This window comes from Prochlorococcus sp. MIT 1300, assembly GCF_034092375.1.
In the GTDB taxonomy this organism is placed as follows: domain Bacteria; phylum Cyanobacteriota; class Cyanobacteriia; order PCC-6307; family Cyanobiaceae; genus MIT-1300.
In genome coordinates this window covers 1419505-1443899 of the sequence record NZ_CP139302.1, presented here as the reverse complement: position 1 = coordinate 1443899, position 24395 = coordinate 1419505, and the positions used below count along the sequence as shown (strand labels likewise).

The 24395-nt window shown below is 42.3% G+C and carries 24 protein-coding genes and 1 tRNA gene; 6 read left to right on the top strand and 19 right to left on the bottom strand.

The window, feature by feature from the left end; all coding sequences use genetic code 11:
* The 5 genes from SOI83_RS07440 to SOI83_RS07420 all read right to left on the bottom strand — a co-directional run bounded on the left by SOI83_RS07440 (window position 1) and on the right by SOI83_RS07420 (window position 5863).
* Window positions 1–1512 carry an anthranilate synthase component I family protein gene (locus SOI83_RS07440; RefSeq protein WP_320676059.1) on the bottom strand — a complete coding sequence of 504 codons (1512 nt, stop codon included), beginning with the start codon at window positions 1510–1512 and terminating at the stop codon, window positions 1–3.
* A 65-nt stretch (window positions 1513–1577) separates the two neighbouring features.
* Window positions 1578–2003, bottom strand: a complete 426-nt coding sequence (locus SOI83_RS07435; protein WP_320676058.1) for a photosystem I reaction center subunit II — start codon at window positions 2001–2003, stop codon at window positions 1578–1580.
* A 121-nt stretch (window positions 2004–2124) separates the two neighbouring features.
* On the bottom strand, window positions 2125–3504 hold the full coding sequence (locus SOI83_RS07430; RefSeq protein ID WP_320676057.1) for a sensor histidine kinase: 1380 nt from the start codon (window positions 3502–3504) through the stop codon (window positions 2125–2127).
* Window positions 3501–4778 (bottom strand): rod shape-determining protein RodA, encoded by a 1278-nt coding sequence (gene rodA, locus SOI83_RS07425; RefSeq protein ID WP_320676056.1) that lies wholly within the window; start codon window positions 4776–4778, stop codon window positions 3501–3503. The genes SOI83_RS07430 and rodA overlap by 4 nt, the downstream gene beginning before the upstream one ends.
* An 11-nt stretch (window positions 4779–4789) precedes the next feature.
* Window positions 4790–5863 carry an Mrp/NBP35 family ATP-binding protein gene (locus tag SOI83_RS07420; protein WP_320676055.1) on the bottom strand — a complete coding sequence of 358 codons (1074 nt, stop codon included), beginning with the start codon at window positions 5861–5863 and terminating at the stop codon, window positions 4790–4792.
* A gap of 210 nt (window positions 5864–6073) precedes the next feature.
* Between SOI83_RS07420 and hemF the strand changes: the two genes are divergently transcribed.
* On the top strand, window positions 6074–7093 hold the full coding sequence (gene hemF / locus SOI83_RS07415; protein WP_320676054.1) for an oxygen-dependent coproporphyrinogen oxidase: 1020 nt from the start codon (window positions 6074–6076) through the stop codon (window positions 7091–7093).
* On the opposite strand, the gene SOI83_RS07410 is transcribed toward hemF, so the two are convergent.
* Together SOI83_RS07410 and SOI83_RS07405 are read right to left on the bottom strand one after the other, a co-directional pair.
* Complete coding sequence (locus SOI83_RS07410) at window positions 7083–7826, bottom strand: N-acetylmuramoyl-L-alanine amidase (protein WP_320676053.1); 744 nt, start codon at window positions 7824–7826, stop codon at window positions 7083–7085. The genes hemF and SOI83_RS07410 overlap by 11 nt on opposite strands.
* Before the next feature lie 50 nt (window positions 7827–7876).
* Window positions 7877–8434 (bottom strand): cofactor assembly of complex C subunit B, encoded by a 558-nt coding sequence (locus SOI83_RS07405; protein ID WP_320676052.1) that lies wholly within the window; start codon window positions 8432–8434, stop codon window positions 7877–7879.
* Window positions 8435–8741: 307 nt separating this feature from the next.
* Here SOI83_RS07405 and SOI83_RS07400 point away from each other — a divergent pair, with 307 nt between their 5' ends.
* Window positions 8742–9386, top strand: a complete 645-nt coding sequence (locus SOI83_RS07400; RefSeq protein WP_320676051.1) for a ribonuclease D — start codon at window positions 8742–8744, stop codon at window positions 9384–9386.
* Between the two features lie 6 nt (window positions 9387–9392).
* Here the strand turns inward: SOI83_RS07400 and SOI83_RS07395 are convergent, their stop codons facing one another.
* Both SOI83_RS07395 and SOI83_RS07390 read right to left on the bottom strand, forming a co-directional pair.
* Window positions 9393–9662 (bottom strand): hypothetical protein, encoded by a 270-nt coding sequence (locus tag SOI83_RS07395; RefSeq protein WP_320676050.1) that lies wholly within the window; start codon window positions 9660–9662, stop codon window positions 9393–9395.
* A gap of 49 nt (window positions 9663–9711) precedes the next feature.
* A complete protein-coding gene (locus SOI83_RS07390; RefSeq protein WP_320676049.1) occupies window positions 9712–10953 on the bottom strand; it encodes a lipid-A-disaccharide synthase-related protein in 1242 nt (413 codons plus the stop codon).
* Window positions 10954–10998: 45 nt separating this feature from the next.
* Between SOI83_RS07390 and SOI83_RS07385 the strand changes: the two genes are divergently transcribed.
* Window positions 10999–11069: transfer RNA gene (locus SOI83_RS07385), tRNA-Cys, on the top strand.
* A gap of 765 nt (window positions 11070–11834) precedes the next feature.
* On the opposite strand, the gene SOI83_RS07380 is transcribed toward SOI83_RS07385, so the two are convergent.
* The 4 genes from SOI83_RS07380 to purM all read right to left on the bottom strand — a co-directional run bounded on the left by SOI83_RS07380 (window position 11835) and on the right by purM (window position 15275).
* Window positions 11835–12053, bottom strand: a complete 219-nt coding sequence (locus SOI83_RS07380; protein ID WP_320676048.1) for a hypothetical protein — start codon at window positions 12051–12053, stop codon at window positions 11835–11837.
* Window positions 12054–12062: 9 nt separating this feature from the next.
* Window positions 12063–12698, bottom strand: a complete 636-nt coding sequence (locus SOI83_RS07375; RefSeq protein WP_320676047.1) for a recombinase family protein — start codon at window positions 12696–12698, stop codon at window positions 12063–12065.
* A gap of 720 nt (window positions 12699–13418) precedes the next feature.
* The gene (locus SOI83_RS07370; protein WP_320676046.1) at window positions 13419–14084 is read right to left on the bottom strand and encodes a histidine phosphotransferase; all 666 of its coding nucleotides are present in this window, start codon (window positions 14082–14084) and stop codon (window positions 13419–13421) included.
* A 153-nt stretch (window positions 14085–14237) separates the two neighbouring features.
* Window positions 14238–15275, bottom strand: a complete 1038-nt coding sequence (purM, locus tag SOI83_RS07365; protein WP_320676045.1) for a phosphoribosylformylglycinamidine cyclo-ligase — start codon at window positions 15273–15275, stop codon at window positions 14238–14240.
* A 135-nt stretch (window positions 15276–15410) separates the two neighbouring features.
* On the opposite strand from purM, the gene SOI83_RS07360 reads away from it, so the two are divergent.
* On the top strand, window positions 15411–16958 hold the full coding sequence (locus SOI83_RS07360) for a bifunctional pantoate--beta-alanine ligase/(d)CMP kinase (RefSeq protein WP_320677710.1): 1548 nt from the start codon (window positions 15411–15413) through the stop codon (window positions 16956–16958).
* Here the strand turns inward: SOI83_RS07360 and SOI83_RS07355 are convergent.
* From SOI83_RS07355 to SOI83_RS07335, 5 genes are all read right to left on the bottom strand, one after another.
* Entirely contained in the window at window positions 16945–17421 is a 477-nt protein-coding gene (locus SOI83_RS07355; RefSeq protein WP_320676044.1) for a low molecular weight protein-tyrosine-phosphatase, read from the bottom strand. The two genes, SOI83_RS07360 and SOI83_RS07355, sit on opposite strands and share 14 nt — an antisense overlap.
* A 100-nt stretch (window positions 17422–17521) precedes the next feature.
* Window positions 17522–18295, bottom strand: coding sequence for a phycoerythrobilin:ferredoxin oxidoreductase (locus tag SOI83_RS07350; protein ID WP_320676043.1), 774 nt, complete (start codon window positions 18293–18295; stop codon window positions 17522–17524).
* Window positions 18292–19035 (bottom strand): 15,16-dihydrobiliverdin:ferredoxin oxidoreductase, encoded by a 744-nt coding sequence (locus tag SOI83_RS07345; protein WP_320676042.1) that lies wholly within the window; start codon window positions 19033–19035, stop codon window positions 18292–18294. The genes SOI83_RS07350 and SOI83_RS07345 overlap by 4 nt, the downstream gene beginning before the upstream one ends.
* 102 nt (window positions 19036–19137) lie before the next feature.
* Window positions 19138–19857: a heme oxygenase (biliverdin-producing) gene (locus tag SOI83_RS07340; RefSeq protein WP_320676041.1), complete on the bottom strand. Its 720-nt coding sequence runs from the start codon at window positions 19855–19857 to the stop codon at window positions 19138–19140.
* Between the two features lie 61 nt (window positions 19858–19918).
* Complete coding sequence (locus tag SOI83_RS07335; RefSeq protein WP_320676040.1) at window positions 19919–20362, bottom strand: hypothetical protein; 444 nt, start codon at window positions 20360–20362, stop codon at window positions 19919–19921.
* A 154-nt stretch (window positions 20363–20516) separates the two neighbouring features.
* Here SOI83_RS07335 and SOI83_RS07330 point away from each other — a divergent pair, with 154 nt between their 5' ends.
* A complete protein-coding gene (locus tag SOI83_RS07330; protein ID WP_320676039.1) occupies window positions 20517–21800 on the top strand; it encodes a ChbG/HpnK family deacetylase in 1284 nt (427 codons plus the stop codon).
* Window position 21801: 1 nt separating this feature from the next.
* Here the strand turns inward: SOI83_RS07330 and SOI83_RS07325 are convergent, their stop codons facing one another.
* A complete protein-coding gene (locus SOI83_RS07325) occupies window positions 21802–22785 on the bottom strand; it encodes a glycosyltransferase family 2 protein (RefSeq protein ID WP_320676038.1) in 984 nt (327 codons plus the stop codon).
* A gap of 136 nt (window positions 22786–22921) precedes the next feature.
* Between SOI83_RS07325 and SOI83_RS07320 the strand changes: the two genes are divergently transcribed.
* Window positions 22922–24346, top strand: a complete 1425-nt coding sequence (locus tag SOI83_RS07320) for an NADP-dependent isocitrate dehydrogenase (RefSeq protein ID WP_320676037.1) — start codon at window positions 22922–22924, stop codon at window positions 24344–24346.
* Window positions 24347–24395 lie beyond the last annotated feature (49 nt).

Here is a 24395-nt window from a genome sequence, read left to right as displayed (position 1 = left end):
TCATTTTTCAAGGCAAGCCAAAGCAGTTAACATTCCCTTGGCTTTGTTGAGAGTTTCTTCGTATTCAGAGGTAGGGATAGAGTCTGCCACAACCCCTGCTCCAGCCTGGACTCTGACTATAAAGCCCTCTTCAGGACTAGGTGTGACAACCATAGTTCTAATCGTGATAGCAGTATTTAATGCACCTACCAAATCAACTGAACCATAAACTCCAGAATACGCCCCTCTAGCATCCGGTTCTAACTCATTAATAAGTTGCATTGCTCTTATTTTTGGCGCACCACTAACAGTTCCTGCAGGGAAGGAAGCTGTTAATAAATCCCAAACATCTTTCCCCTCTTGGAGAAAGCCTTCAACCTGACTAACGATATGCATTACGTGAGAGTATTTTTCTATAACCATCAATTCCTTGACTTCAACACTCCCTGCACTACATACACGACCCAAATCATTTCTCCCTAAATCCACAAGCATCACATGTTCAGCCAATTCTTTGGGGTCAGATAGAAGATCCTTTTGTAATTGCAGGTCCTCTATTTTATTCGAGCCTCTAGGACGTGTCCCCGCGATTGGTCTCAAACTTGCCCTAATTCCATCTTGACAAGGCTCAGCTTTAACCATCACTTCTGGACTAGAGCCAATAAGTTGCCAATCACCAAAATCAAAAAAGGCCATATATGGAGAGGGATTTACCATACGAAGACTCCGATACAACTCAATTGGTTTTTGCGATACTTTTGCTTCCAGGCGCTGACTAAGAACAAGCTGAAAGACATCGCCTGCTGCAATATGCTCCTTCGCAATTTGTACGGATGATTCAAATCGCTTCTGACCAAAATTACTTTTAGTAGGGGTAGGCTTCTTCCCCGCTGCCTTCCAATTCAATGGACTAACGGCAGGTAAAGGGGCAGCCATAAGAGATTTCAATTCCTTTATTCGCCCTTGAGCCTTTCTCAAAGCCTCTTCAACGGATTGCCCGCTCGTCAAATCTCCATAAGCAACAGCAGTGATCACCCTTTTAACTTGATCAAATATGAGGATGCCATCCATCAGCATCCATATTCCATCTGGTTGTGAATCCTTTCCTCTCGGATGGACTGGCACAGAGGGTTCCACCCATTCAATCAATTCAAATCCCCACATCCCAAACAACTGGCCTAAGGGAGGCAAGCCTGGTAATGGCTCAGTCTTGTAGAGAGACAACCATTTGCGCAGGATCTCAAGGGGATTACCTATTGACTCATCAATTGTTCCATCTCTCCAGTTACGTATTGATTTTTCTCCCCGAAATGTTGCTTGCCATAAAGGGTTACAAGCAATAACGCTCCATCTTCCTAAAGACTCTCCGCCTTCCACAGATTCAAGCAAAACCCCTGGGGGCTTGTCTGCTCCCACCTTTAACCAGGTTGTCAATGGTGTCTCAAGATCTGCTGGCCAACTTTCAGCCAACGGTACAAAAGTGGAGCCACCTGAAGCAGCATCCATGAAATCTGCAGTATTAGATCTGATCATTGGGGAATCCTCGCAGCCCGTGCTGTGAACTTAAGGACCCCCTACTCAAAATTAAGGGAATATCTTCAGGCGTCGTGGGTATTCTTACCAGTGAACTTAATACTGGCAGGGTTAGGGTTTTCACCAATGCGACGAGCATTGTGATTCACGATAGGCCTTCCCTCATTAACTTTTTCAGGGAACACACCATCTTTGGGGTGAAGAAACTCTGTGTCACCACCAGGGAAAATGCGGTAAATCTTGTAATCGTCAATCCTTGGCTTAAAGGTACGTAGTTGAGTACCTAAAGCAAGGCATTGCTCTTTACGAGCAAAATACATGAGGTTGTCACCCTCATTCATGATTGCCGCGCCCCCGGTAGGCAGTTCAAAAGCCTGAGCTTTTGAACTGGACCAGGTGATTGCGTATTTCTCTTCAGTCTCAGCGGAGTTTAGAAGTCCTCCTGTACTGCCGATGCACTGTGGGAGATTTCCTTTTAGTGCTTCTGTCATAACTGTTCTCTAGAAACCGGCATGGCGTTACATGTGAAAAGTAGCACCGTGCTTTATGACCTAGGACACATGTGGGTGTCAACCTTCACACCCGTCAACATTGCGACATTCCAAAAAGAGATCAATTCTCATGTTCTATTGGAAAGAAAATCGTCAAATCCCTGTCTCTGCGATGTGTCAGCCTTCCTCCCAAGCTCGCAAGCATTCTTTGAGTAGCTGCTTGACTCAATTGCAAGCTTCCTGTATTTGGATTCCAACTTAAAACTGGACCAAGTTCAGAATTGGAAAAATTGTCGGAAGAACTGTTCTTGCTTGCATTAGGGACATGAGTCAGAATTTGAAGCTTCAAACGATGACCAGCGGCTCTTAGAAGCAAAGAAAGACTGCTACCAGAAGGAAGACCTCGACTACAGCGATCAATCAAACCACCTAACATCGGCTCCAATCTTTCAGAGTCACTAAGAACCTGAGGCAAATCTGGAGTGATATCAAGTAAAAGAGTCTGTCCACGGCTTTCTAGCTGCTGGCTCCAAACCGGATTGAGCATCACAAGCATTTCCCCTAAATCAGTGCGAGCTAAAAGAGATTTCTCGGAAGACGGCTGTCTTTGCAACTCCGCAGCATTAAAAATGAGACCAAACCTATCGATTTGCTGGGTACATTCAACGTCAATCTGCTTAAGTCGAGTGAAAACCACCTCAGGAAGATCTTTCCTTCTAAGCAAAGACCTTATAAGAGTCCTAATAGTCGAAAGAGGAGTTCGGACTTCATGTGTAAGAGCCTCCAAAAGTGTTAATTCAGAGCTGATTTCTTCATTTGATGGATTCGAGGAAGAAGTCTCTTGAAGAGGCTGCAAAGTCAAGCTGGGAGCCATGCCTGCCAATCGCTCAGACACTAATGGCCAAAAGATCTTTTCTAAATCCAAGTTGCTTTTCAAGCGACCTAAGCTGGAAAGTTTGTCCCTCAATGCCAATGCTTCTTGTGGGTCCTCCTGATTCAGTCGCTTATCAAGCATGGCAAGCAAATCACTCAAAGTTTCTGGGTCACTCCGCATAAGCAACTGCCTTTTGCCAGGTTCACCTTTTATTGCAAGGGCTACTTGCAGCTCAGAGGTAATAATCAATAAAAGTGGATCTTGGCCATCATCCTCTCGAAGAGGGAAACATTTATAAGAACCAAAGCCCAAATGAGTTTCTTCCTTCACAGTCCGCACTTGCGCAGGGGGCAACAAACCCCCTTGCGGCAAAAGGAAGCCCTCTAATTGATCAGGCGCCCACACCCATCCTTGTAATTGCTCTAGGAGTCTGGAGTCATATAGCGCAGGCAAAGGCGAAGCCACCCATAACCCTGCACTTAGCTCCATAGGAAGCAATATGTCTTCCTGCAAGGTTTCAAGAGCTGCCCACCAAAGCCTCCGGACAATGGAATCATCTACGCGACCCTGGAGGACACCATCTGACATTCTTTCGCGAATGGCACTATGAGTAATGAAATCGTTCACCAGTTTCTACTGATAGTGCGTGAACTACGAGAAACGGAAAGGCAAAAACCAAGCGCTAAAAAATTTGTCAACAAAGCTGAGCGCCCATAACTCAAAAACGGAAGCGGTATACCAGTCACAGGGCCAAGACCTATTGTCATAGATATATTCACTATTACCTGAAACATCAACATTGTTCCAATCCCAACTACTACGAGAGATTCAAAATCAGTCCGAGCTTGCCTCGCAATTTTCAAGAGACGCCAAATAAAAAGTAGAAATACCACTAAAACAAAAATAGTTCCAACAAAACCAGTTTCTTCTCCTAGAGCACTAAAAATAAAGTCGGTGTGTTGTTCAGGAATAAACCTCAACTTTGTAAGTTGACCCTGCAATAAGCCTGTACCAAATATACCGCCAGAACCAATTCCAACTGAGCTTTGCAATAAGTGATATCCACCCCCTAACGGGTCCTTCGAAGGATCCAAAAAAAGAATTAAGCGATCACGTTGATAATCCTTCAGAAGGTTATTCCAAATCCAGGGCGTACTAAAAGCAACAACTATCTGCAATAAAATAGTGATCCAACTTGCCGCAAGTCTATTAAAGAAAGATCTATAGGCAAGAAAAACGATCAAAGGTATCCAAACCAACAAAGCCCATGGAAATATCCCTGAAAAAACTGCCGTTATCAATGGAGAAAAAGAAAGGAAAACCCATTCCAATGGCATTCCTGCCCAATAAAGCATTGCAATTAGAACAGCACCAAACACAAGAGAAGTCCCCAAGTCAGGCTGAATAAATACCAGCAGCCAAGGCATCGAAATCACACTAATAGGCCTTAAAAGATCTATAGCCTTCCCAATAGGAAAACGTTCTAAAACTGCTGCAAGTAACAGAATTGCAGCTAATTTTGCGAATTCAGAAGGTTGAACATTAAAACCTCCTATGTTTATCCAACGTTGAGCTCCAAGAGCTGATGAGCCAATGATTCTGACAGCTATCAAGCTAAAGCTTGTTAAGCAATAAATTGGAATTAATAATGGGCGAATAAGATGCAAAGGAATTCTCTGAAGTTGGATAGCTAAAAAGACTCCTACTCCAGCAGTTATCCAGTGTTGATACCAATCAGCATAGTTAGCCTGTCTTTGAGTACTAGCAATCAAGATACCGGCTAAGGCAACAAGAAATATCGAGCATCCCCATAGAATTAAATCGTTTTCTTCCAACTTTTTTGTAAAGCCGCTTCGCCGGTAGAAATATGCTTTAGTTCGTCTTTCAAGCCTGGCAAACATAATAAAAATGGTCAGACAACTTTCTGCACAACAAAACTAGCCAACTCTTCAAAAGCTTTAGCGCTAAAGGAGTCTGGTCGTGATTGAACGACCGGTGCACCTTCATCGCTACCTGCCTGAAGAAACATTTCTAAAGGCACCTTTGCCAATAAGGGAACATTATTTTCTTGGGCCAGTTGCTCACCCCCACCAGAACCAAAAAGTGCATAGCTACGTTCTGGTTGATCAGGAGGAATAAAAGCAGTCATGTTTTCAACCACACCCAGTACTGTTACACCTATCTGCTTAAACATTGATAAGCCCCTTCGCGCATCTTGTAGCGAAACCTTTTGAGGTGTAGTAACAATAATTACTCCAGCCATAGGCACCGCTTGCGCCAAAGAGAGCTGAGCATCTCCTGTGCCTGGGGGGAGATCTACTACCAATACATCACGTTCACCCCAATCAGCTTGATAAAGAAACTGACGAATAATTCCATTAAGCATTGGCCCTCGCCAAATAACTGGCTGACTCTCCTCAATTAATAGCCCCATCGAAACCATTCCAACCCCACAAGTTTCTATAGGGACAATTCTTTGATCAGAGCCTGTTCCTTGGACCTCTGGAGTCTGGTCTGCAACACCAAGCATGATGGGAGTATTAGGTCCATAGATATCAGCATCAAGCAAACCAACTTTGAGCCCTTGATTAACTAAGGCACAAGCAAGATTTACAGCAACAGTGCTCTTACCAACTCCACCTTTCCCACTGCTAATAGCAATTACATTTTTTACACCCTTAATAGCTTGTCTTTCAGCAACTTGCCCATGGCCTGCACTTCCTATTTGACCCTCACTTGGAGTACTTGAATCACCCAGCTCAATTTGAACTTCACTAATGCCGTCCAAATCAGCCAAAAAGGTTCTTACTTCCCTAGCAAGACGATCTCTTTGACTTAGTGCAAAATTTGGCAGAGTTAGCCGAACTATTGCTCGTGGGGGGTCCACTCTGATCTGATCAACCCATCCCAGTTCAAGCACTGATCTACCGCTACCGGAGTCTTTAATACGATCTAGGCCTACTTTCGCCTGGTCGGCAAGGGTCATAACTGGCATTAAATACGAGTTAGATCCTACGAGGCTGGTCCAATTAATTGAACATAATTCAGAGCGTAACTACTTCCAGAGTTTTAAAAAAGCAAAAGCGCATCCCTATAAAGTTTATAAAAGGTGGTTTGTTTTTGGGCCTGTTAACGGACACTCCTAGCCACCTCACTGGTGAAAAGACTTCAGCCAAGACCGCCAAAAATGACTTCAATGCCACCCTCAGATTCACGAGAAAAAGCGCGCTCACTAGTCCTAAACCTCCAGGATGAGATCTGTGAAGGACTAGAAAAAATTGATGGTCTAGGAAAGTTTCAGGAGGAATCTTGGGAACGCCCTGAAGGAGGTGGTGGTAGATCTCGAGTAATGACTGAAGGGAAAATCTTTGAACAAGGTGGAGTCAACTTTTCTGAGGTACATGGGAAAGAGTTGCCACCATCAATCATTAATCAAAGACCAGAAGCTAAAGGCCATCCATGGTTCGCTACGGGTACATCAATGGTTTTGCATCCCCGCAACCCTTATATACCAACCGTCCACCTCAATTACCGTTATTTCGAAGCTGGTCCTGTTTGGTGGTTTGGAGGGGGCGCAGACCTCACTCCTTATTACCCCTATTTAGAAGACGCTCGCCATTTTCATAGAGAACATCAAAAAGCTTGCAACTCTGTAAGCCCAGAACTTCATAAAGTTTTTAAGCTCTGGTGCGATGAATACTTTTTCTTAAAACACCGACAAGAAACTAGAGGAATTGGAGGGATCTTTTACGACTATCAAGATGGCTCTGGGGGTTTATATAAAGGCCAAAGTCCCAATGGGCCTGCCTCAAAAGCCTCTCAGGAAATAGGTACATCAACTAAAACTTGGGATCAGTTATTTCAATTAGCAGAAGCCTGTGGGAAAGCCTTTCTTCCTGCATATCTACCAATTATTGAAAAACGTCAAAATAAAAATTTTGGGAATAGAGAACGCGAATTCCAGCTTTACCGAAGAGGACGTTACGTGGAGTTCAATCTCGTATGGGATAGGGGCACTATTTTTGGGTTGCAAACCAACGGAAGAACGGAATCAATTCTGATGTCCTTACCCCCACTTGCAAGATGGGAATATGGCTACCAACCACCTGAAGGTTCCCGAGAAGAATTACTTACAAAACTATTCACCAAACCTCAAGACTGGCTGGGGGACACTTCTCTTGCTGAGCATTGTCGGCCTTTTGAAGCTATTGACTAGAAACTTCTTCTACAGGCAATCCTTCCATCACAGCAATCAAAATACGCATTGCAATAGCATTTAGCGTGATTTCTCTTGAGCTTGGGTTACGGAGACTTCTTTCCAACACCCCCTCAAGCTTCCCAACTTCAAGAATTCCAATATTGCGCTTAGGCCCACCAAGACCTCCTCGAAATAATTTCGGATAGCGACCAAAGCTTCTTGCAAGACTCTCATCGATTCTATTTAGAGGTCTTGATATAGCTGGAATCAAACCAGATCCATAACCATGATGCCGATAAGCATCAAAATGTATTTCAAAAACATATCCACCTTTTTGTGCAAATTTTGAACCTACTGACCAATTAGTTCGAGGATCATTTTCATCAACAATTTGCCGGGATTTAGGGTCATAAAAACTTATATTTAATCCTTTTTTGCGTCCCAACTTCACTAAAGCTTCGCAAACTCTCAAATTCCAATAAAGCTCATCTCGCATTGTGGAATCCATGGGAGAGGCATTAAACAAATCAACTGCCTCTCCTGGAGTACCAGCGCCATCTATTCCCTGTGAATCTGCATGACCTGCCAAACACAATATTGAGGTTGACCTGGGAAGCTCAATATTGCCAATCCATTCTGCTTTTAAATTAACAAATGAACCTGTTAAAGGATGTTTACTCTCTGGGGGCTTAGGGCCTTTAGCAGGTAAAACAAACGCACAGGTACTTAATCCAATAAAAAACGCGCCCAAAAAAAGCTTAGGAGTCCTATATAAAAACCCACAATGCGCCATCTAATTACTCAGATAGGCGAAGACAGTAGTGAACCATCACTAGCCAATTCCAACTTGTCTGCAAGCTCGAGCTCCATAGCAATCAACTCATCTCGATGGGCTCTTAACCGCAAGGTACTGCTTCCATTATCTAAACCCTTCATTAATCTCAACTCAACAATCTCTTCACGACTAGCACGAGTCCTATAAATAAAGCCTGCCAATGGTGCACCAAAAGCAGCAAGCAAGAGAGGCCACCAACCCAACCATGGATACAACTGCCTAAGAACTAAACCAAGACAAGCAGCTCCAAGGCCTCCTAGTAATGACAAAAAGAATGCCAAAGGCCTACTCGAATCGACATTGCCCTTAAAACGCAACAACTGCCGCTCTAAATCTCCGCCGTCTCTCTGCCACCCTCGTTCTTCCAACCAAAGGCTTACCCCTTTTAAAACTTCTAGAGGAGGCCTAGGAGAATGCACATCAACAACAGTGGTTCTATCTTTACTTGCCGCACGCAAGAAAAAAACCAGTCCTATAGCAAGCAAGACTGTGAGCAAAAGCGTTGAAGTAAAAACTTTGGACATTCCCAATAATGAAAATGATATGCATCCAGATGCTCCAACGGTTTATCAACCCTTGAAAAATAAACCTGAACGCAGAAGGATTTTTGAGGGCCTTACGCTATTTGCTTGAGCAAAGTTACCCAAGCTAAACAAAGCTCACCCAACAACTAGCTTAAACAAAACACAAAGCGAAAGGTTCATTTACAAGGAATAATCAAAACTGGTTTCAATATGAATAGTATTCTTTCTAAAGCATTACCTGGTTCATCCAGGACTAGACAATTATTGGCTTGTCAAGGCAAACTTCTCCGCGGAACCTCTTTGAAAAATGAAGAATCCCCCTACTAGGCCTAAGGAATTTGCAATCTTTGATGGGGACCTTGATGATACTTGGCTTGAAAACTATCGCAAAGCCTCCGCACTAGCTATAGACACCGAAGCCATGGGGCTGATTCACGGAAGAGATAGAATCTGCTTAGTTCAGATTTGCGACCCATCAGATCAAGTTGCATGTGTCAGAATTGCCATTGGGCAAAAATCTGCGCCTAAGCTGAAAGAGCTTTTAGAGAGTCAATCTATTGAGAAGGTTTTCCACTTCGCTCGATTTGATTTTGCCGCAATACTTAATGGTCTAAATATTAAAACAAGTCCTCTCTTCTGCACTAAAATAGCCAGCAAACTTGCAAGAACCTATACGCCTCGGCATGGCCTTAAGGATTTAATACTAGAACTTGTTGGCATTGAACTTGACAAACAAGCCCAAAGTAGCGACTGGGGCAACCATGGTGGTCTTACGGACAAACAACTTTTATATGCAGCCAATGACACAAGATATCTACTTAAAGCAAAAGAACGGCTTGAATCAATGCTCCTTAGGGAAGGTCGCTACGAGCTTGCAAAACGATGTTTTAAGTGTATCCCAGTAATAGCAGAGCTCGATATATTACGCTTTACAAATACATTTGAGCACTAGCAGTTGTCAGTCTTCAATCATAAAGTTCTCGTCCTCAGCCAATGCCTCCAATAAACGGTCTAATGATTTGGATGGTGAATTGGACTGCTCTAAAGATAAGGTTTTAGCATGATTTAAAAGGTCTTCGGCAATCTTTTTACGAGAAGCTAAATCTCGGACACCAGCTTTAGCAGAGGCAAGCTCTACTTTTTTTCTTGCTGCAGCCAAGCTAATACTTAAGCAACTCGCTAACGAGGCACAAATTTTTAAATAAGCATGATCTTCAATAATAGCCATGAATAAAAACCTTTAGTTCTTTAGCATTAATCTGATAGGAGCAAAGCACCTAATGTTCAGTCTCACAACTTAGTAGCAATTGAGAAATTAAACCTGCCAAGGCAGCACTTGCGCCTGATGCACCCATGCGTCGCATACCCAAAATACTTAATCGAGTACGTAGTGACTGATCTGCGAGCAATCTTTTTAGGGCCCTCGCCATCAAACCTTTAGTAGTACAAGGAGTCACGGCTCCACCAAGAAGCCGACTTTGGCGACGAGCAAAACCCATCTTGAACTGAGGGCCTTCCCCTGGCAAGGAGAGTGCAGGCACCCCTAAACCAACGAGTTGCTCTGTAGCTGTTCCTGCATTTGCAAGACCAATTTCTGCCCAAGACGCCCAACGCGCAAATTTTCCTTGAGCCAAGAAAAGAAAATTCTTATCTTTAACCCAACAAGCCTGCGCTTCTAAGCCATGGTCGTCAAAATCTGAAGGACTAAAACCAGCCGAAATCAAAGATGGTGCTAATTGATCTACTGAAGGCTGGGAGCTAAGAGGAATAAAGACTGCAAGAGGGGTCTCGAAATTCAGTCGCCCTATCACGTCAAGTAAACATTCAAAATTCCTTGATGCTTCTGGCATTCGACTTCCACAAAGCAAAATTAAGCGCCTAAACCCTGCCAAAGATTCAGGCGTGGGAGTGACATCTAACCCATCCATCATTGGATTCCCTGGCGCCCTCGCTGATACCCCATGCCTTCTCAAGCCACGTGCAGTCAAAGGATCTCTAACCGCGACCATCTTGCACCGGGCTGAGCGCAACAAACTCCACTCCCAAGGATCCCATTCACTTCCCTTCCAAAAATGATATAAATCGCTCAGAGCATGACCAGGTCCACTGCGCCATGTGTAATCGCTTTTAGGTGTACCAATAAAACCAAAGTGAGCTCCACTACTCCAAGCAAAAAAAAGTGGGAGCAAATCACCCACTGCAAGCACATGATGTCCTTCTTTTGCCGCAAATCGAACTGATTTCCACTGTCGCCAGGTAGTTCCTATTAATCCAGCCGCCAAATCAGAAACCAATCCTCTTAAACTCTGATTACTAAAGCCTCCACTAGGCAAATTGCGAGCAGCACCTAAAACCTTTAACCAACCTTCTGCTACAGCCTTATCAAAAGCTTTCCCTTCCCCAACCAGAGGCAAAGCCTTTAGAGATAGCCAGGGATGAATACTGTGAAGAGCCTCTAAAACTCTTAAAGAGATCAAATCTTCACCATGGCCATTGCTGACAACTAACAGTTGTGGCATACCTTCACTGATACGATCCGCAGAGGGGAATTCAAAATCCCGAGCGGCGGCATGGCCAAGTGGTAAGGCAGAGGATTGCAAATCCTTTATCCCCAGTTCGAATCTGGGTGCCGCCTTCTTACCTTTCCATACGGACCACATTAGAGAAATAAGAGGCGTGACTCGATTGGTCTAAGCAACTTAAATAAAGAAGAATGAAAAAAGGGGCTTATAGACATTCATTACTTAAAGGCAAAATATTCTAAATATGAGCACAATAGCAAGTAATTATTACGAGAAAGGTTTCCTCAAGGTCAAAACAAGATGTCCTGTATATTCATATAAGTGCTTTTTCCTTCCCTTAATTTCTATATTATAAGGGTTAAAGAAGATGGAAAGTAGAACTCTAAAGAATCTAAAGCGATTTTTCCTTGGAACAACAGGCAGGTTTTCCTCGGCACGAAACAGGTTAATAGTATCTTGATCAAAAAGATCTCTCTCTGAGAACCGTTTTAACAACCTCTCTCTCTCCTCAAAAGTTATACTTCCAAGAAGAATTTTCATGCCCTTAATTGAAGACAAATCACCTTTCAAGACCTCCCTTGCAATGCACTGATATAAATTTTCCCACTTATAAGGCTCTTCTTGAAAAAGATAAGCAGCGGGAGACTTTGTATTAGACTTTAACAACCGTTTTTTCTCATCGTTTGCATCCTGAGCAGAACACCAGTAATCGTACAGAGGAGAAGTCTGAGAGATAAAGTCTTGTATTGCTTTAATTTTAGTCAATTTAGTTACCGATAATTGTTCATTTGAAAGTTAGCAAAGAAATAAACACCAAACGGCTTTAAGACAATCTTATAGTCCATGAGTATTACTCTAAATTTATATCCATTTAGCTTTCAGCCCTCCCAGGGATCCATAGGGGTCCCAACCGAGAAGACCTCAATAGAAGGCAAATTAGTCTCCGTCATAGCCTTTATCTCCTTCCATTCACACCACATGCTGTTCAAAAGCCAAGCCTGGGAAAGGCTAGTTGCGCCTTCCTCAAGCAACTTTATTTGGTAAGGCCTAAGAGATTTAAGTTTTTTGTACTCTTCTTTCCAGTTTTCATCATTCATAACCAAAGCCTAACTACTCACAATGATCCTGCGGATTGTCGATAGAGCAAGGCCGGTTTGCTCTCTTATTGATCTATAGGAACATCCCTCACCTCTTAGTCGCAAGACCAACGCTTCCTTTATTGCACTTGTCTTTGGTCGACCTCCCATATTTATATTTCCCCCTTGAATCCGTCGAAGATGAATATTCTCAATTGCTTGTTCTTTATTTAAAGACTGTTCTAAATCACTACATCCAATCAATAAACCAAGCATGGGGACAGCGAATCCCTCTAAAAGCTTTGTATCAAGAAATCCATCCAGTGTTTTGAGATGCTTGCCTTGACTTTCAAGATCCCTAAGGAACCAAAGAAGTTCGATCTTCTTCAAGCCTAATCGACTTATTTTCGTCACAACCAGCTGATCGGCCTGGCCCAAGGAACAGACTACTTCTTCTAAACGAATTCCTGGGAGACCATCCTCTCTGCTACTCAATTCTTGGACTACATATTTGCAACCGGCAGCCCTCAACTCAGCAACTTGCAGCTGGGCGTCAACATCATCGATCCCAATACGGGCATAACCCACAGACCGTTTCCTCGCTCTCGCCATAAAGGAATGGCTGGCTGCAAAAAAGTTTTTAGAACTCCTGAAACGCTTCTCCATATCCTAAAATCAAACACTAGCTTAAACTACCTCTTTTTACTATGAAAAAAAACAGTTAATGGAACGCAGAGACGTTGTCAATAAAGGACTCACTGAGGAAATCGTAATGTTTTAAAACCTAGTATTTTCGAACTAAATCCATATACCTAAATAGGGATTTTTACTTACTCACAACACCGCCACTTGCGAATAGAAAAGTATTGAGTGTGCATATTGAAATACATGTCCTTTCATCTTCCTCGCTGCTCAAACTGCAAAAATTTCACTGGCTGCCCTTTGGATGGAGGGTTTTGCAGAGTGTGGTGTGTCGCAGTACCTGCAGAAGTACTAAAAGGGATCAAATGCGAACATTGGACCCCCAAACAAACCTGAAATATGAATGGCCAACAATTAGATGCCAAATAATTTAATTAATTATATTTTAGCCCATTAATACAGCCTATAAATGAAGTTAATTCGCCTCTTTCATGAAACAATTAACAAACTAATATCCACTTTCCTCAACACAAATCCCTAGACAATGGATATTATTATATGCCGTACGCTTACAATATTTACATAATAGTTTTTCTTTTATAATTAATGGTTCTATATATTGATTGGACTTATCTTCTATTTTTTTTGACATAAGGCCAAAGCTTTGCAAGTCTTTTTGCATTAAATAGTCCAAAACATACTAACTACTCCAAATTAACCTTGGGATACCAAACAATTCCCAATTCAAGCACTTGTTGAATCCTTGAGGTTTGGATCAGGGCTAACCACAACTGGCATACTATTTGCTGCTGCAGAGGAAGAGCGTATTGGTACAACCTTGACTGGAGGCACAGGCTGTTTGTTGGTTGGCTGCGGTGGCTGTGTTGATGCCTCTGGAGGTTCTTCTGGAGAACATGCTGCCAATGCCTCTCTCAAAAGGGAATCAAATGTAGCTCCTGGGAGTCGGTGTCTTGCAACTTCAAGAAAAGTCCTTGGCAATGATTCAGTAGCGGCATCTCTTAATGCCGGATTATTCCTGCGATGTTCCTGTTCATCCTGAATAGCTCGAATGAACCGCCTAGTTACGTCGCGTTTTGTAGAAGCCTTAATAAAAGTGTCACTATCTCCAAGACCATTACCTAATTCTCTTTCTAGATCAGTAATACGCCTTTCTAGGCTTTCCAAAACTTCCTGCGCTTCCTTCCCAACATGGGCCAACTGCCCATCAGACAAATTGGGCATATCAGCGACGTAAACCTTTCCATGATCTCGAAGAGTCAGAAAAGTTGGTCGAGGTCCTTGGCGATGAGACAAGCTTGGATCGCTTGAATTGCCAAGGGGTCTGCGTGGGGGCACTGGTCCTGCAGAACTACGCCTACGCGTTAAACGCTGTGGAGTATCAAAAGGCATCGAATCGAATTAATCGAGATCTAACTACGCAGCTACCGAAAAATTTCGGTTTGCATATCTCAATGATAAAGGCATCGAAGGAAGAATGTAAAACGAATTACCACGTCGTACTACTCCGAAGTAATCCACCCAAGCAAACCACTAATGAAACGTTTAATTAGGAAGACCCCTCAAAAGTCTGGGTTCTGAAGCATTCAGAGATTCCACTTCACCTATGAGTCGAGCAGCTAGTCCGTTACTACTGCAAAGGTGAATGACATCTTCAGCAAGCTCTGGGGCTACAACCAAACACAAGCCAACTCCAAGGTTAAAGGTATGGCACATGTCCCTCTCAGGAATTTCCCCTGTGTCTTGAAGCCACTGAAACAGCTCTGGTCTCGGCCAACTGCTCAAATCCACAAAGGGGACCAAATGATCAGGTAAACACCTAGGAAGATTTTCAGGCAAACCTCCTCCGGTTATATGTGCAATTGCCTTCAGTGGAATTTTGTTATCTAAAAAGGATCTAACCAACTCAAAATAAATTGTTGTGGGCTCCAGCAAAGTCTCAATTAAAGGACTGTTATGAGTTCCAAAACAAGTTTTTTCATTCGCATGAGCGATCTCCAAGACTTTTCTAACTAAACTAAATCCATTGCTATGCACCCCACTACTAGCGACACCAACTATTTGATCTCCAGTTTTCACAGTTCGACCATCAATAATCTCTTCTTCTTCAACCACTCCGACACAAAAACCCGCTAAATCATATCTACCAGCAGGATAAAACCCTGGCATCTCGGCTGTTTCGCCCCCCAAAAGAGCACATCTGCTCAACCTGCATCCTTCAGCAATCCCATCCACAACTTCGGCCATCTCAAGAGGGCCAAGCTTGCCAGTAGCAATGTAATCAAGAAAGAACAGAGGCTGAGCCCCTGTTGTTATCACATCATTCACACACATCGCCACCAAATCGATCCCAACCCCTTGATGAAATTTATGTTCCTGAGCGAGCTCAAGTTTGGTACCAACACCATCTGTTCCTGCGACCAATAATGGATTCTTTACCCCACTTGGCAATCTGATCAAGCCACCAAAACCTCCAAGCCCCCCAATCACTTCAGAGCGATGCGTGCTCTCAACACTTGAACGTATTCGTTCAATAAACTCCCTTCCACCTTCTACATCAACCCCAGAGGTCTTGTAGTCCATAGGTTCTACCGACCCCAAAACTTGCATATCACCTAAAGGTATTTGCTTATTGGATAAAAAGCACTAGTTCCTGAATCTCATAGACAACCTCGCGATCTATAAAGACATAGACGGCTGTCATACTAAAAAATTATGATGGGCTATCCGATCCTCAAAACCCAAGAAGAATTAAGGCTCTGGCAAAAACAACAAGGTAGTCCAATTAACTTTGTCCCCACAATGGGAGGCCTACACAAGGGGCATGCATCATTAATTGCAACTGCCAAAGCACTTACCCAAAAAAGACCAGGCAATGTTTTAGTAAGCATTTTTGTCAATCCTCTGCAGTTTGGCCCTAATGAAGATTTTGAAAGATACCCACGTGACTTGGCAAATGACTATGAATTAGCTGTCTCTTCAGGAGCCTCTGCGATATGGGCTCCAACAGTCAAAGAGATCTTTTCTGAAGACCCCGAAAGCTATATTATTAAAGCCGACGAAGAACTTCAAAAAGAGCTGTGTGGCAGAACTCGCCCAGGACATTTTGATGGTGTAGTTACAATAATAAATCGCCTACTAATGCTGATCAAACCAAAGACTTTAATACTTGGCGAAAAAGACTGGCAACAATTAATGATAATAAAAAGTCTCATTAAAAGACTAAGTCTATCTGTTCGTGTAATCAGTGTCTCCACAGTTCGTGACCAAGATGGACTTGCATTTAGCTCGAGGAACCGGCAATTAACTACATTCCAAAGAAGCCAAGCAAGAAAATTGCCTAAATTGCTTAAAAAAGCTTCAGATCTTTATCAGAAAACTAAAGAGATTAACCTGATTGACATAAACTTCATGTTGCAAGAAAGTGGCCTTGAGGTCGAATATTTGCAAACAGTTGATCCATACCTCCTTAAACCAACCAACCCCTCTGGAGAGCTCTCTCTTTTAGCAGCAGCAGTCCGCTGCGGAGAAACCCGTCTTATCGATCACGCATTCCTAATGACACGCAAGCCAATTATTGCCATTGACGGTCCTGCAGGCGCTGGCAAAAGCACAGTCACACGTGCTTTAGCAAAGAAACTTGGGCTGTTGTACATAGATACTGGTGCAATGTATAGAGCAGTTACTTGGTTAATGTTCAACAAGCAAGTGAATATTGACAATGAGCAAGAAGTAGATAAATTGCTTTCTAAATTAGATCTAGAGCTAGACAACTCCGACTCTTCTCTTACAAGGGTAAGGGTCAACAATCAAGATGTAACTGAGATCATTCGCTCACAAAAAGTAACTGCATTGGTTTCAAAAATAGCCTCCCTAGAATCTGTCAGGAATGCTCTTACAAATCAGCAAAAACAAATGGGTAATAGTGGAGGGCTTATTGCTGAGGGTAGGGATATTGGGACTGCGGTCTTCCCAAAAGCTGAGTTAAAAATATTTCTAACTGCCAGTTCAAAAGAGCGCGCAAAACGAAGAGCATTCGACTTAAAGCAAAAGGGCTTCAAAGTGCCTTCTTTAAGTCAACTCGAGGCACAAATTAAGGAACGTGATCATCTTGATAGTTCCAGAGAAATCGCTCCTCTTATTAAAGCCAAAGATGCAATTGAAATTATTACTGATGGCAAAAATATTGATGAGGTGGTTGAAGACATAACTGATCTATTTCACCAAAGAATTCCTGAGGAAGTTTGGCCTATTAGGAAGAACTAAGTTCTACAATCAACTCCTTACATGCATCCTCCAATAAATCTAAAACTTTTTCAAATCCGTCCTCCCCTCCATAATAAGGATCTGGGACCTCGAGTAATTCACCTTTACTTAAATAACTCAAAATTGGCTTAATTGTTGCGGTTGAAGCGGTCCCAGCCTTTTTGCTTAATGCCTGTACAGCATCGTAATTATCCTGATCCATAGTAAGAATGAGGTCGAACTCTCTGAAATCTTCTACATCAATCCTGCGAGCAAGACTTCTGATTTCAATTCCTCTGCGGTTAGCAGCCATCAACATTCTCGAGTCCGCGGGCCTTCCAACATGCCAGCCACCTGTCCCAGCAGAATCAACTTCGAAATCCTTAGCCAGGCCTTTGCTATTAATCAAATGCAGGAAGACAGCTTCTGCTGCAGGAGACCTGCAAATATTACCCAAACAGACGAAAAGCAGTCTTTTGACCATACCTAGACAAAGTTAAGCAAATAATTTTGCTTAAGGTAGATTTCCCAGATGATAGAGCCTAAAGTGTTTTTTATCCAGAAATCATCATTACTCCGGAGGCTTAAATATTAAATAAAACGTCGTGAATATATTTCTCAGTCCACTCTCTTCCATAAAAACGTGTCAGCATTCCTCTTGCAGGATCATTTATCGCTCGATAGTTGAAGTAATTTTTCTGCCCTATACTAATTTTATTTGACATGCTATTATCAACTTCTAGTGCACCATTAACAAGATCCAAATAAAGGTTCAGGTAATCATGAAAGGCTGGAAGCAAAATATTTTTTATAATCCTATCACTCTCAGAGTCTAGAGGTAAGCGAGACCATAAAAATCCTGGAGAGAAATAAGGCTTAGCAGATTCAGGTATTGCGCCACCTTCTGGTAAGTTTTTTCGCCAAAAATCATAAATAGGAAGCAAACGTTCCCAAACAGCATCAGTATGAAAACATTCATTCCGCAATGCAGGCTGTAGATCAAGTGCCAAAAGATGTCCTGATGGAAGAGTGACAAAATCAGCGCCAAAGAAAGGCAAGTTAAAAGTCGAAAAAGGACTAGCAACCAAGTTAAGAACTGAAGTTGAGTTCCCAGCATTCAAGCAAGCTGCGCGAACCAGACGTAATTTCCTGGTTTGGCAACCCCAAGTAGACATATGTACTTGTGAAGGCTTTGCCCTTGAACCATAAGAACTTGTCTTTTCAAGAAAATCTTCTTCTATTAGATATGGTTTAACTTCCAAAGAAGTGAATTCCTTTATAGCCAAATCTAGAAATGGAGCCCACTTCCAATTGGAAATTTTTACTGGGTCTAAACTATTTTGGCGCTTTAAGTTCATTCAGAGGGAAAGTCTAAGGCTGTAGTTACATTTTGGGTTATTGAGCTATAGGGAAATAAAAACTCACTCACAAAACGATTGGCCCAAGCCTGTCCAAAATAACCAGCAAACAAGTGATGAGCAGGGTCTCGTTCAGCACTATAAATGTCATATGCGATATGAAGGTTCTTTACTTCTTCCGGAGAAAACCCCGAAGGCTTCCTCAACGTTAGTTGGTTCAACATCCAATAACAATCAAGAAAGGCGGTAAAAGCACTCTTCAAAGAATTGATGGCTGACTGACTATTCCCCCTATAAAAAAGCAACCAGGGGGAAAAGTATTGATGAGGGTCAAAAGAACGCATTATTTCATTCCCGCCCAACTCCGGGAAACGTCCATGAATAGACTTGAGACCATCATAGTAACGATCCAAATAATCCTTATCTTGGGTTAATGGTTGAAAATCAAGCACTGCTACCAACTTGCGCTTTGTACCAAACCACAAAAGATCTATGCCTAAAAGAGGTTGATCACATTTGTACTCAGGGTAAGCAACCGAATTAAGTACTTGGAGGTTCTCTCCAGCGTCCATTCTCGTTACGCGCCACCTTCGAAACCCTGGGGCTTGCCACAGCCAACTCTTTATAAAAGCCTTACCTTTAACGGAGAAGCCTTCAGCAAGGTCAGAGGGAATTTTCGCCTCTATTCCTCCTCTAGAAAGGATGCTTTCATTTAATTCCTCTAGTAAAGGGTCGAACATCAATCACTCTCTACTTAGCAAGGGGTAACCTCAAGTAAAGGCTATATAACAAGAATCTGTAAAACTTAGCCACAAGATTTGCAAAAAATAGTCCCAAAATTACTAATTGTTAGTGATTTCAGTACTCCCAAGGCGTTTGTTACGTGTAAGGAAGCCATACAAAACTTTTCCAATTGCTGCAATCAGACTGCCTTCTAGCTCTTGGAACATAGCCATATTGCATTGGAAAGCCTTGTTTGCCTCTTCAACGATTGAATCAGCCATTTGTTGATCAATAGGCAGGTTATTCAAAGTTGCACTGTATTTAAGTTTAAATGCTTTTTCATCTTCTATCAGATCAAACTCATAAAAACGCAAACCATCATGCTCATCAAGATTCATTGCCTTTTGAGCAATCTTCTTAAGTATCTGCCCCCCAGACAGATCCCCGATATACCTGGTGTAGTGATGTCCAACTAACAACTCAGGACACTCACTTGCAATTTGATGTATTCGATCTACATATGACTGAGCGGCGCTTGTTGGCCTGACAGCCTCTAGCCAATGACTTCCAAAATAAAAAGCCAAATCCAATTCCAAAGATTCACGACGATTGAGCTCAGGAAAACTAATGGAGCTAATTACAGGATGATCAGCTGCTGTCAATCGCCCAATTTCTTCCTCCATTGCTGAATAAACGAAAAACAAATCTGCAACCAAATTGCGATAACTGGTCTTATCGACCACCCCTTTAAGGAAGCAGCTCACAAAGCCTGTATTTTCAGCCATCGTGTGGGCTTTCTTCGTACCTTCTCTCAGTTGCCTGGCTAGGGCTAAAGACATTTAAAAGAATGCGATAGGAAAAATGGAGAGAGAAAAACCAAATACGTCTGAACTAGAAAGCTTAAGAAGCTTCCAAGCATGAATCACGGTAGGGGAATAAGGAGAACAAGTCACGACAAATCTCATGTAAATGATCTATTTGTTCAATCTGAGGCAAATGAGAGCCCCTAGGGCACCAGTCACCAGCAGTAATTAAACGCCATCGCTCTCCTTCATATGTCATACCTCTGATCACAACACCTACAAGATGAGGAGGCAGTTCAGACTCATCACTACTCATTCTGAGTTGTAATAAGAGACTGCGACACTGCAATCTTGGAGTCCACCCTGGGAAATGAAAGGCCAAATCCAATGTCTCGCTCTCAGACCACCTACGAGTTTCAGGATCATCTCGCCAAGGCTTCAGATTCGCTGACGCGGCAGGGAAATGTTGCCTAACCAGTGTGCCTACCGAGGCAATCGCATTAGCAAAATCAAAACTATGAGCTTGATCAGCAGCGTTCAACTCAACCTCCTAGTAACACCATTACTGGATGAAGATGACATGCAATTAGCTTTAAAGGGCATTTACAACCACCTTTTTACGCACACCTAGTGATCTCTTTAACCACCTGCAACTTAGATGTCAATCTTTCAGAAAACAAGAATTTCTTAGAAGAATGAAAATCACCAATCTCTCGAAACGTTTAAGACGCTATGCAGTAGTAGGGCTAGGGGCAGCAACAACTCATGCAATTTGCCTAGAGTTTCTAACTCACTTCCTACCATTCTGGGCAAGTAATCTAACTGCATTTGTAGCTGCTTCTGTCACCAGCTACATAGGTCATGCGATCTACACATATCAAGAGGAGACATCTGGGAGACAATTCGCACGTAGGTGGTTAATTTTTCAATTTTGTATCAATTCGACGGTAAGTGCATTGCTCCCAATCGCACTAAGTCATTGGCAAGACTTGCCAATGACAAAAGTAATTCTTGTATTAACCCCAACAGTTTTAAATGCATTAATATGGAATAAAGCCGCAAATTTTAGTAAAAGGCGCAGAAGGATTAGCGATGTCTCACCAAGAATACATGCTGACGATCTTGGGCTAAATACTGCTACAAATGAAGCAATATTTTCCCTTGCAAAATCTGGGCACCTAGATAGTGCCAGCTTACTTGTAAATGGACCTTCGGTTAAAGATGCTATTGAACAATTCAATTATGACACTCGGCTTGAGCTCCATCTGCACATATGCCTAACAGAAGGTCCAACAATATCTGCTAAAGAAGAAATCTTAGATTTAATAAATAAAGAAGGTTATCTAAATACATCTTTTGCTAAATTGATGTGGTTATCAATATTGCCTAAGCAGTCAAAAAAACGACAAGCAATAGAACTTCAGCTAACCCAGGAACTTAAAGCTCAAATCAATACTTTCAAGCAACTAACTCATCAGAAACAGATAAAATTAGATGGTCATCAACACATTCATCTGACACCAATTGTTCTAAATATTCTTCTACAAAATGCACATGAGTTAGGCATACATTGGATACGCACAACATCAGAGCCATGGCCTCAGGGAATTCCCTTAAAAGACTTAGCGTTTATATTTGCCAATGGTGGATGGTTGAAATGGATAATACTCCAAGCACTTACGATACTTGCTAAGTCAAAGATAAAAAAAGCAGAGTTAGAGACAAATATTGCCTTCGCCGGAGTTCTTTGCACTGGAAGAATGGCCGATAAGACTCTAAGTAGAGCCTGGAGAGAACTCAGGTTTTTCTCTCAGGGGAAACAACTAACTGCTCCGTTGTTGCTGGCTCACCCATCCACTAATTTAAACAGAAAAGAAAATGATTTGAAAACAAAAGGATTCTATCTTTCCCAAGATTTCTTTTCATCTGAATGGAGAAGGAAGGAGTGGTTATCACTAAAAGAATTTAATAGAAGCTAGATCATTCTTGAACATGAATTGACCTAATAAAATAATGAGGTCTAGCCTTTGCATCTAGATAAATACGGCCTATATAATCTCCTAAAACACCTATCCCTATGAGCTGAACCCCACCTAAAAATAAAATCGCAACTATTAAAGAAGCATAACCGGGAGCTCCCTGATCTGGCCCATCAGATAGGGTTCTTATAATAATCAGTCCAGCATAAAATAGACTACACATTGAAACAGTTATTCCAAGCAAACTCCATACCTTAAGTGGGATATCAGAAAACGAAAATATGCCATCAAGAGCGTAGCTCCACAGTTTCAAAGGACTCCAAGAAGTATGTCCTCCCATCCTAGATTCTCTCATATAACTAAGCTGAACACTTTTATATCCAGTCCAAGGAACTAGTCCCTTAGAGAAACGACTAAACTCTCTCATTTGAATAAGGGCCTTAATCACTGGGGCACTCAACAACCTGTAATCCCCTGCACCCTCAATTAATTGAATTGAATCAACAAGCCTGTTAAATACTTTATAGAACCAAGATGCTGTAGCGACTTTAAATGGTGACTCTTTATCTCTATCATCTCTAACTGCAGTAACAATTTCAGCACCCTTTTGCCATTCTTCAACCATATCAAAAATCAACTCTGGAGGATGCTGCAAGTCAGAGTCAATTATTACCACTGCCTCGCAATTATCCTGCGCATAATCTAAACCAGCAAGCATTGCAGCCTCTTTCCCAAAATTTCTAGTCAACTCAATCAAGGTGATTTTTCCAAAAGCCTCTGGCTGCTCTGATTTCTCCTGCCAAAGTTGAATCTGATTAACAGTATTATCAGACGAACCGTCGTCTACTAAAACTAAACGACTAACACAATTTAAAGCAACTACACGTTCAATAAAGCGAACGATCGCCGCTTCTTCATTGAAACAAGCCGCAATCACCCAAACCTTAGGCGGCTCAACAGTTGGCTTATTCAAGGGATCTGTCATTAGATTTTAGGCAGAGAAAGCATCATCCGAAAGCAAAACATTCTTACCAATTCAAATTGAGAGAGCAAATTCCTAGAGGAAACCTACCTCTGAGTCATAAGCTCAACTTGATGCAACTCAGAAGTCTCAGAATTTCATGGCCCAATTCCAAAAGTTAACTGCCCCAACAGAAGGTGAGCAGATCCGATTTGAAAAAGGACAGCCAGTTGTCCCAAACAATCCCATTATTCCCTTTATTAGAGGAGATGGAACAGGTGTTGACATCTGGCCTGCAACAAAAAGCGTATTAAATGCAGCAGTGGCTAAGGCTTATGGAAAACACAGACAAATCAAATGGTTCAAGGTTTACGCAGGGGATGAAGCCTGTGACCTTTATGGAACCTATCAATATCTCCCTGAAGATACATTGCAAGCAATTAGAACTTATGGCGTCGCCATTAAAGGACCTTTAACCACTCCAGTTGGTGGAGGCATTCGCTCACTCAATGTTGCCTTGCGACAAATCTTTGACCTTTACTCTTGCGTGCGACCTTGCCGTTATTACAACGGCACTCCTAGTCCGCACAAACGCCCTCAAGATCTAGATGTAGTTGTCTACAGAGAAAACACTGAGGACATATATATGGGAATTGAGTGGGAAGCCACTGATCCGGTAGGACAAAAGCTTTGCAACCTTCTTAATTCTGAAATTATTCCAGCGAATGGAAAGCTCGGCAAACGACAAATCCCAATGGAAGCAGGAATTGGCATCAAACCAGTCAGTAAACATGGCAGTCAACGACACATCAAAAAGGCTATTCAACATGCATTGCGACTCAAAGGGCATAAACGCCATGTGACACTTGTTCACAAAGGCAATATTATGAAATATACAGAGGGCGCATTTCGTGACTGGGGTTACCAATTAGCCACTAGCGAATTTAGGGAGTTTTGCATTACAGAACGAGAGAGTTGGATACTAAATAATGTCGAGAAGAATCCAAGCATTAGCCTTGAGAATAACGGACAGATGATTGAACCTGGATACGAATCCCTAACACAAGAAAAAAAAGAAGCAATATGCTTAGAAGTTAAAAGTGTAATTAAATCCATAGGAAACACACATGGAAATGGGAAATGGCGTGAAATGGTAATGGTGGATGATCGTATAGCTGATAGCATTTTTCAACAAATACAAACTCGTCCACAGGAATATTCAATACTGGCAACTTTGAATCTTAATGGTGACTATATTTCTGATGCTGCTGCTGCAATTGTGGGAGGGTTGGGAATGGCACCAGGGGCCAATATTGGTGACAATGCTGCCATATTTGAGGCAACCCATGGAACTGCTCCTAAACATGCTGGGCTGGATCGCATTAACCCTGGCTCAGTCATCCTTAGTGGAGTAATGATGCTCGAATTCCTTGGATGGAAAGAAGCTGCTGACCTGATTACTAAAGGACTTAGTCAATCCATCTCAGATCAAAAAGTGACCTACGATCTAGCTCGATTAATGGAACCTAAAGTTGAGCCTTTGAGATGCAGCGAATTCGCAAAAGCGGTTATAGATCGTTTTTGAGAATCAAAATCTTTGGCAAAATCAAAAAAGCGTGGACCCAACAAATAAA

What these genes read in the sequence shown, in the direction of transcription:
- SOI83_RS07420 (WP_320676055.1), bottom strand. Translation starts at nt 5,863, where the DNA reads ATGACCCTTGCCGACCAGGCGAAAGTAGGCCTAGATCGTATTAAAGAC.
- SOI83_RS07435 (WP_320676058.1), bottom strand. Translation starts at nt 2,003, where the DNA reads ATGACAGAAGCACTAAAAGGAAATCTCCCACAGTGCATCGGCAGTACA.
- SOI83_RS07350 (WP_320676043.1), bottom strand. Translation starts at nt 18,295, where the DNA reads ATGAACTTAAAGCGCCAAAATAGTTTAGACCCAGTAAAAATTTCCAAT.
- hemF (WP_320676054.1), top strand. Translation starts at nt 6,074, where the DNA reads ATGCCACCCTCAGATTCACGAGAAAAAGCGCGCTCACTAGTCCTAAAC.
- SOI83_RS07405 (WP_320676052.1), bottom strand. Translation starts at nt 8,434, where the DNA reads ATGTCCAAAGTTTTTACTTCAACGCTTTTGCTCACAGTCTTGCTTGCT.
- SOI83_RS07360 (WP_320677710.1), top strand. Translation starts at nt 15,411, where the DNA reads ATGGGCTATCCGATCCTCAAAACCCAAGAAGAATTAAGGCTCTGGCAA.
- SOI83_RS07390 (WP_320676049.1), bottom strand. Translation starts at nt 10,953, where the DNA reads ATGCCACAACTGTTAGTTGTCAGCAATGGCCATGGTGAAGATTTGATC.
- SOI83_RS07440 (WP_320676059.1), bottom strand. Translation starts at nt 1,512, where the DNA reads ATGATCAGATCTAATACTGCAGATTTCATGGATGCTGCTTCAGGTGGC.
- SOI83_RS07380 (WP_320676048.1), bottom strand. Translation starts at nt 12,053, where the DNA reads ATGAATGATGAAAACTGGAAAGAAGAGTACAAAAAACTTAAATCTCTT.
- SOI83_RS07340 (WP_320676041.1), bottom strand. Translation starts at nt 19,857, where the DNA reads ATGTCTTTAGCCCTAGCCAGGCAACTGAGAGAAGGTACGAAGAAAGCC.
- purM (WP_320676045.1), bottom strand. Translation starts at nt 15,275, where the DNA reads ATGGACTACAAGACCTCTGGGGTTGATGTAGAAGGTGGAAGGGAGTTT.
- SOI83_RS07330 (WP_320676039.1), top strand. Translation starts at nt 20,517, where the DNA reads ATGAAAATCACCAATCTCTCGAAACGTTTAAGACGCTATGCAGTAGTA.
- SOI83_RS07325 (WP_320676038.1), bottom strand. Translation starts at nt 22,785, where the DNA reads ATGACAGATCCCTTGAATAAGCCAACTGTTGAGCCGCCTAAGGTTTGG.
- SOI83_RS07345 (WP_320676042.1), bottom strand. Translation starts at nt 19,035, where the DNA reads ATGTTCGACCCTTTACTAGAGGAATTAAATGAAAGCATCCTTTCTAGA.
- SOI83_RS07400 (WP_320676051.1), top strand. Translation starts at nt 8,742, where the DNA reads ATGAAGAATCCCCCTACTAGGCCTAAGGAATTTGCAATCTTTGATGGG.
- SOI83_RS07355 (WP_320676044.1), bottom strand. Translation starts at nt 17,421, where the DNA reads ATGGTCAAAAGACTGCTTTTCGTCTGTTTGGGTAATATTTGCAGGTCT.
- SOI83_RS07320 (WP_320676037.1), top strand. Translation starts at nt 22,922, where the DNA reads ATGGCCCAATTCCAAAAGTTAACTGCCCCAACAGAAGGTGAGCAGATC.
- SOI83_RS07370 (WP_320676046.1), bottom strand. Translation starts at nt 14,084, where the DNA reads ATGCCTTTTGATACTCCACAGCGTTTAACGCGTAGGCGTAGTTCTGCA.
- SOI83_RS07375 (WP_320676047.1), bottom strand. Translation starts at nt 12,698, where the DNA reads ATGGAGAAGCGTTTCAGGAGTTCTAAAAACTTTTTTGCAGCCAGCCAT.
- rodA (WP_320676056.1), bottom strand. Translation starts at nt 4,778, where the DNA reads ATGTTTGCCAGGCTTGAAAGACGAACTAAAGCATATTTCTACCGGCGA.
- SOI83_RS07395 (WP_320676050.1), bottom strand. Translation starts at nt 9,662, where the DNA reads ATGGCTATTATTGAAGATCATGCTTATTTAAAAATTTGTGCCTCGTTA.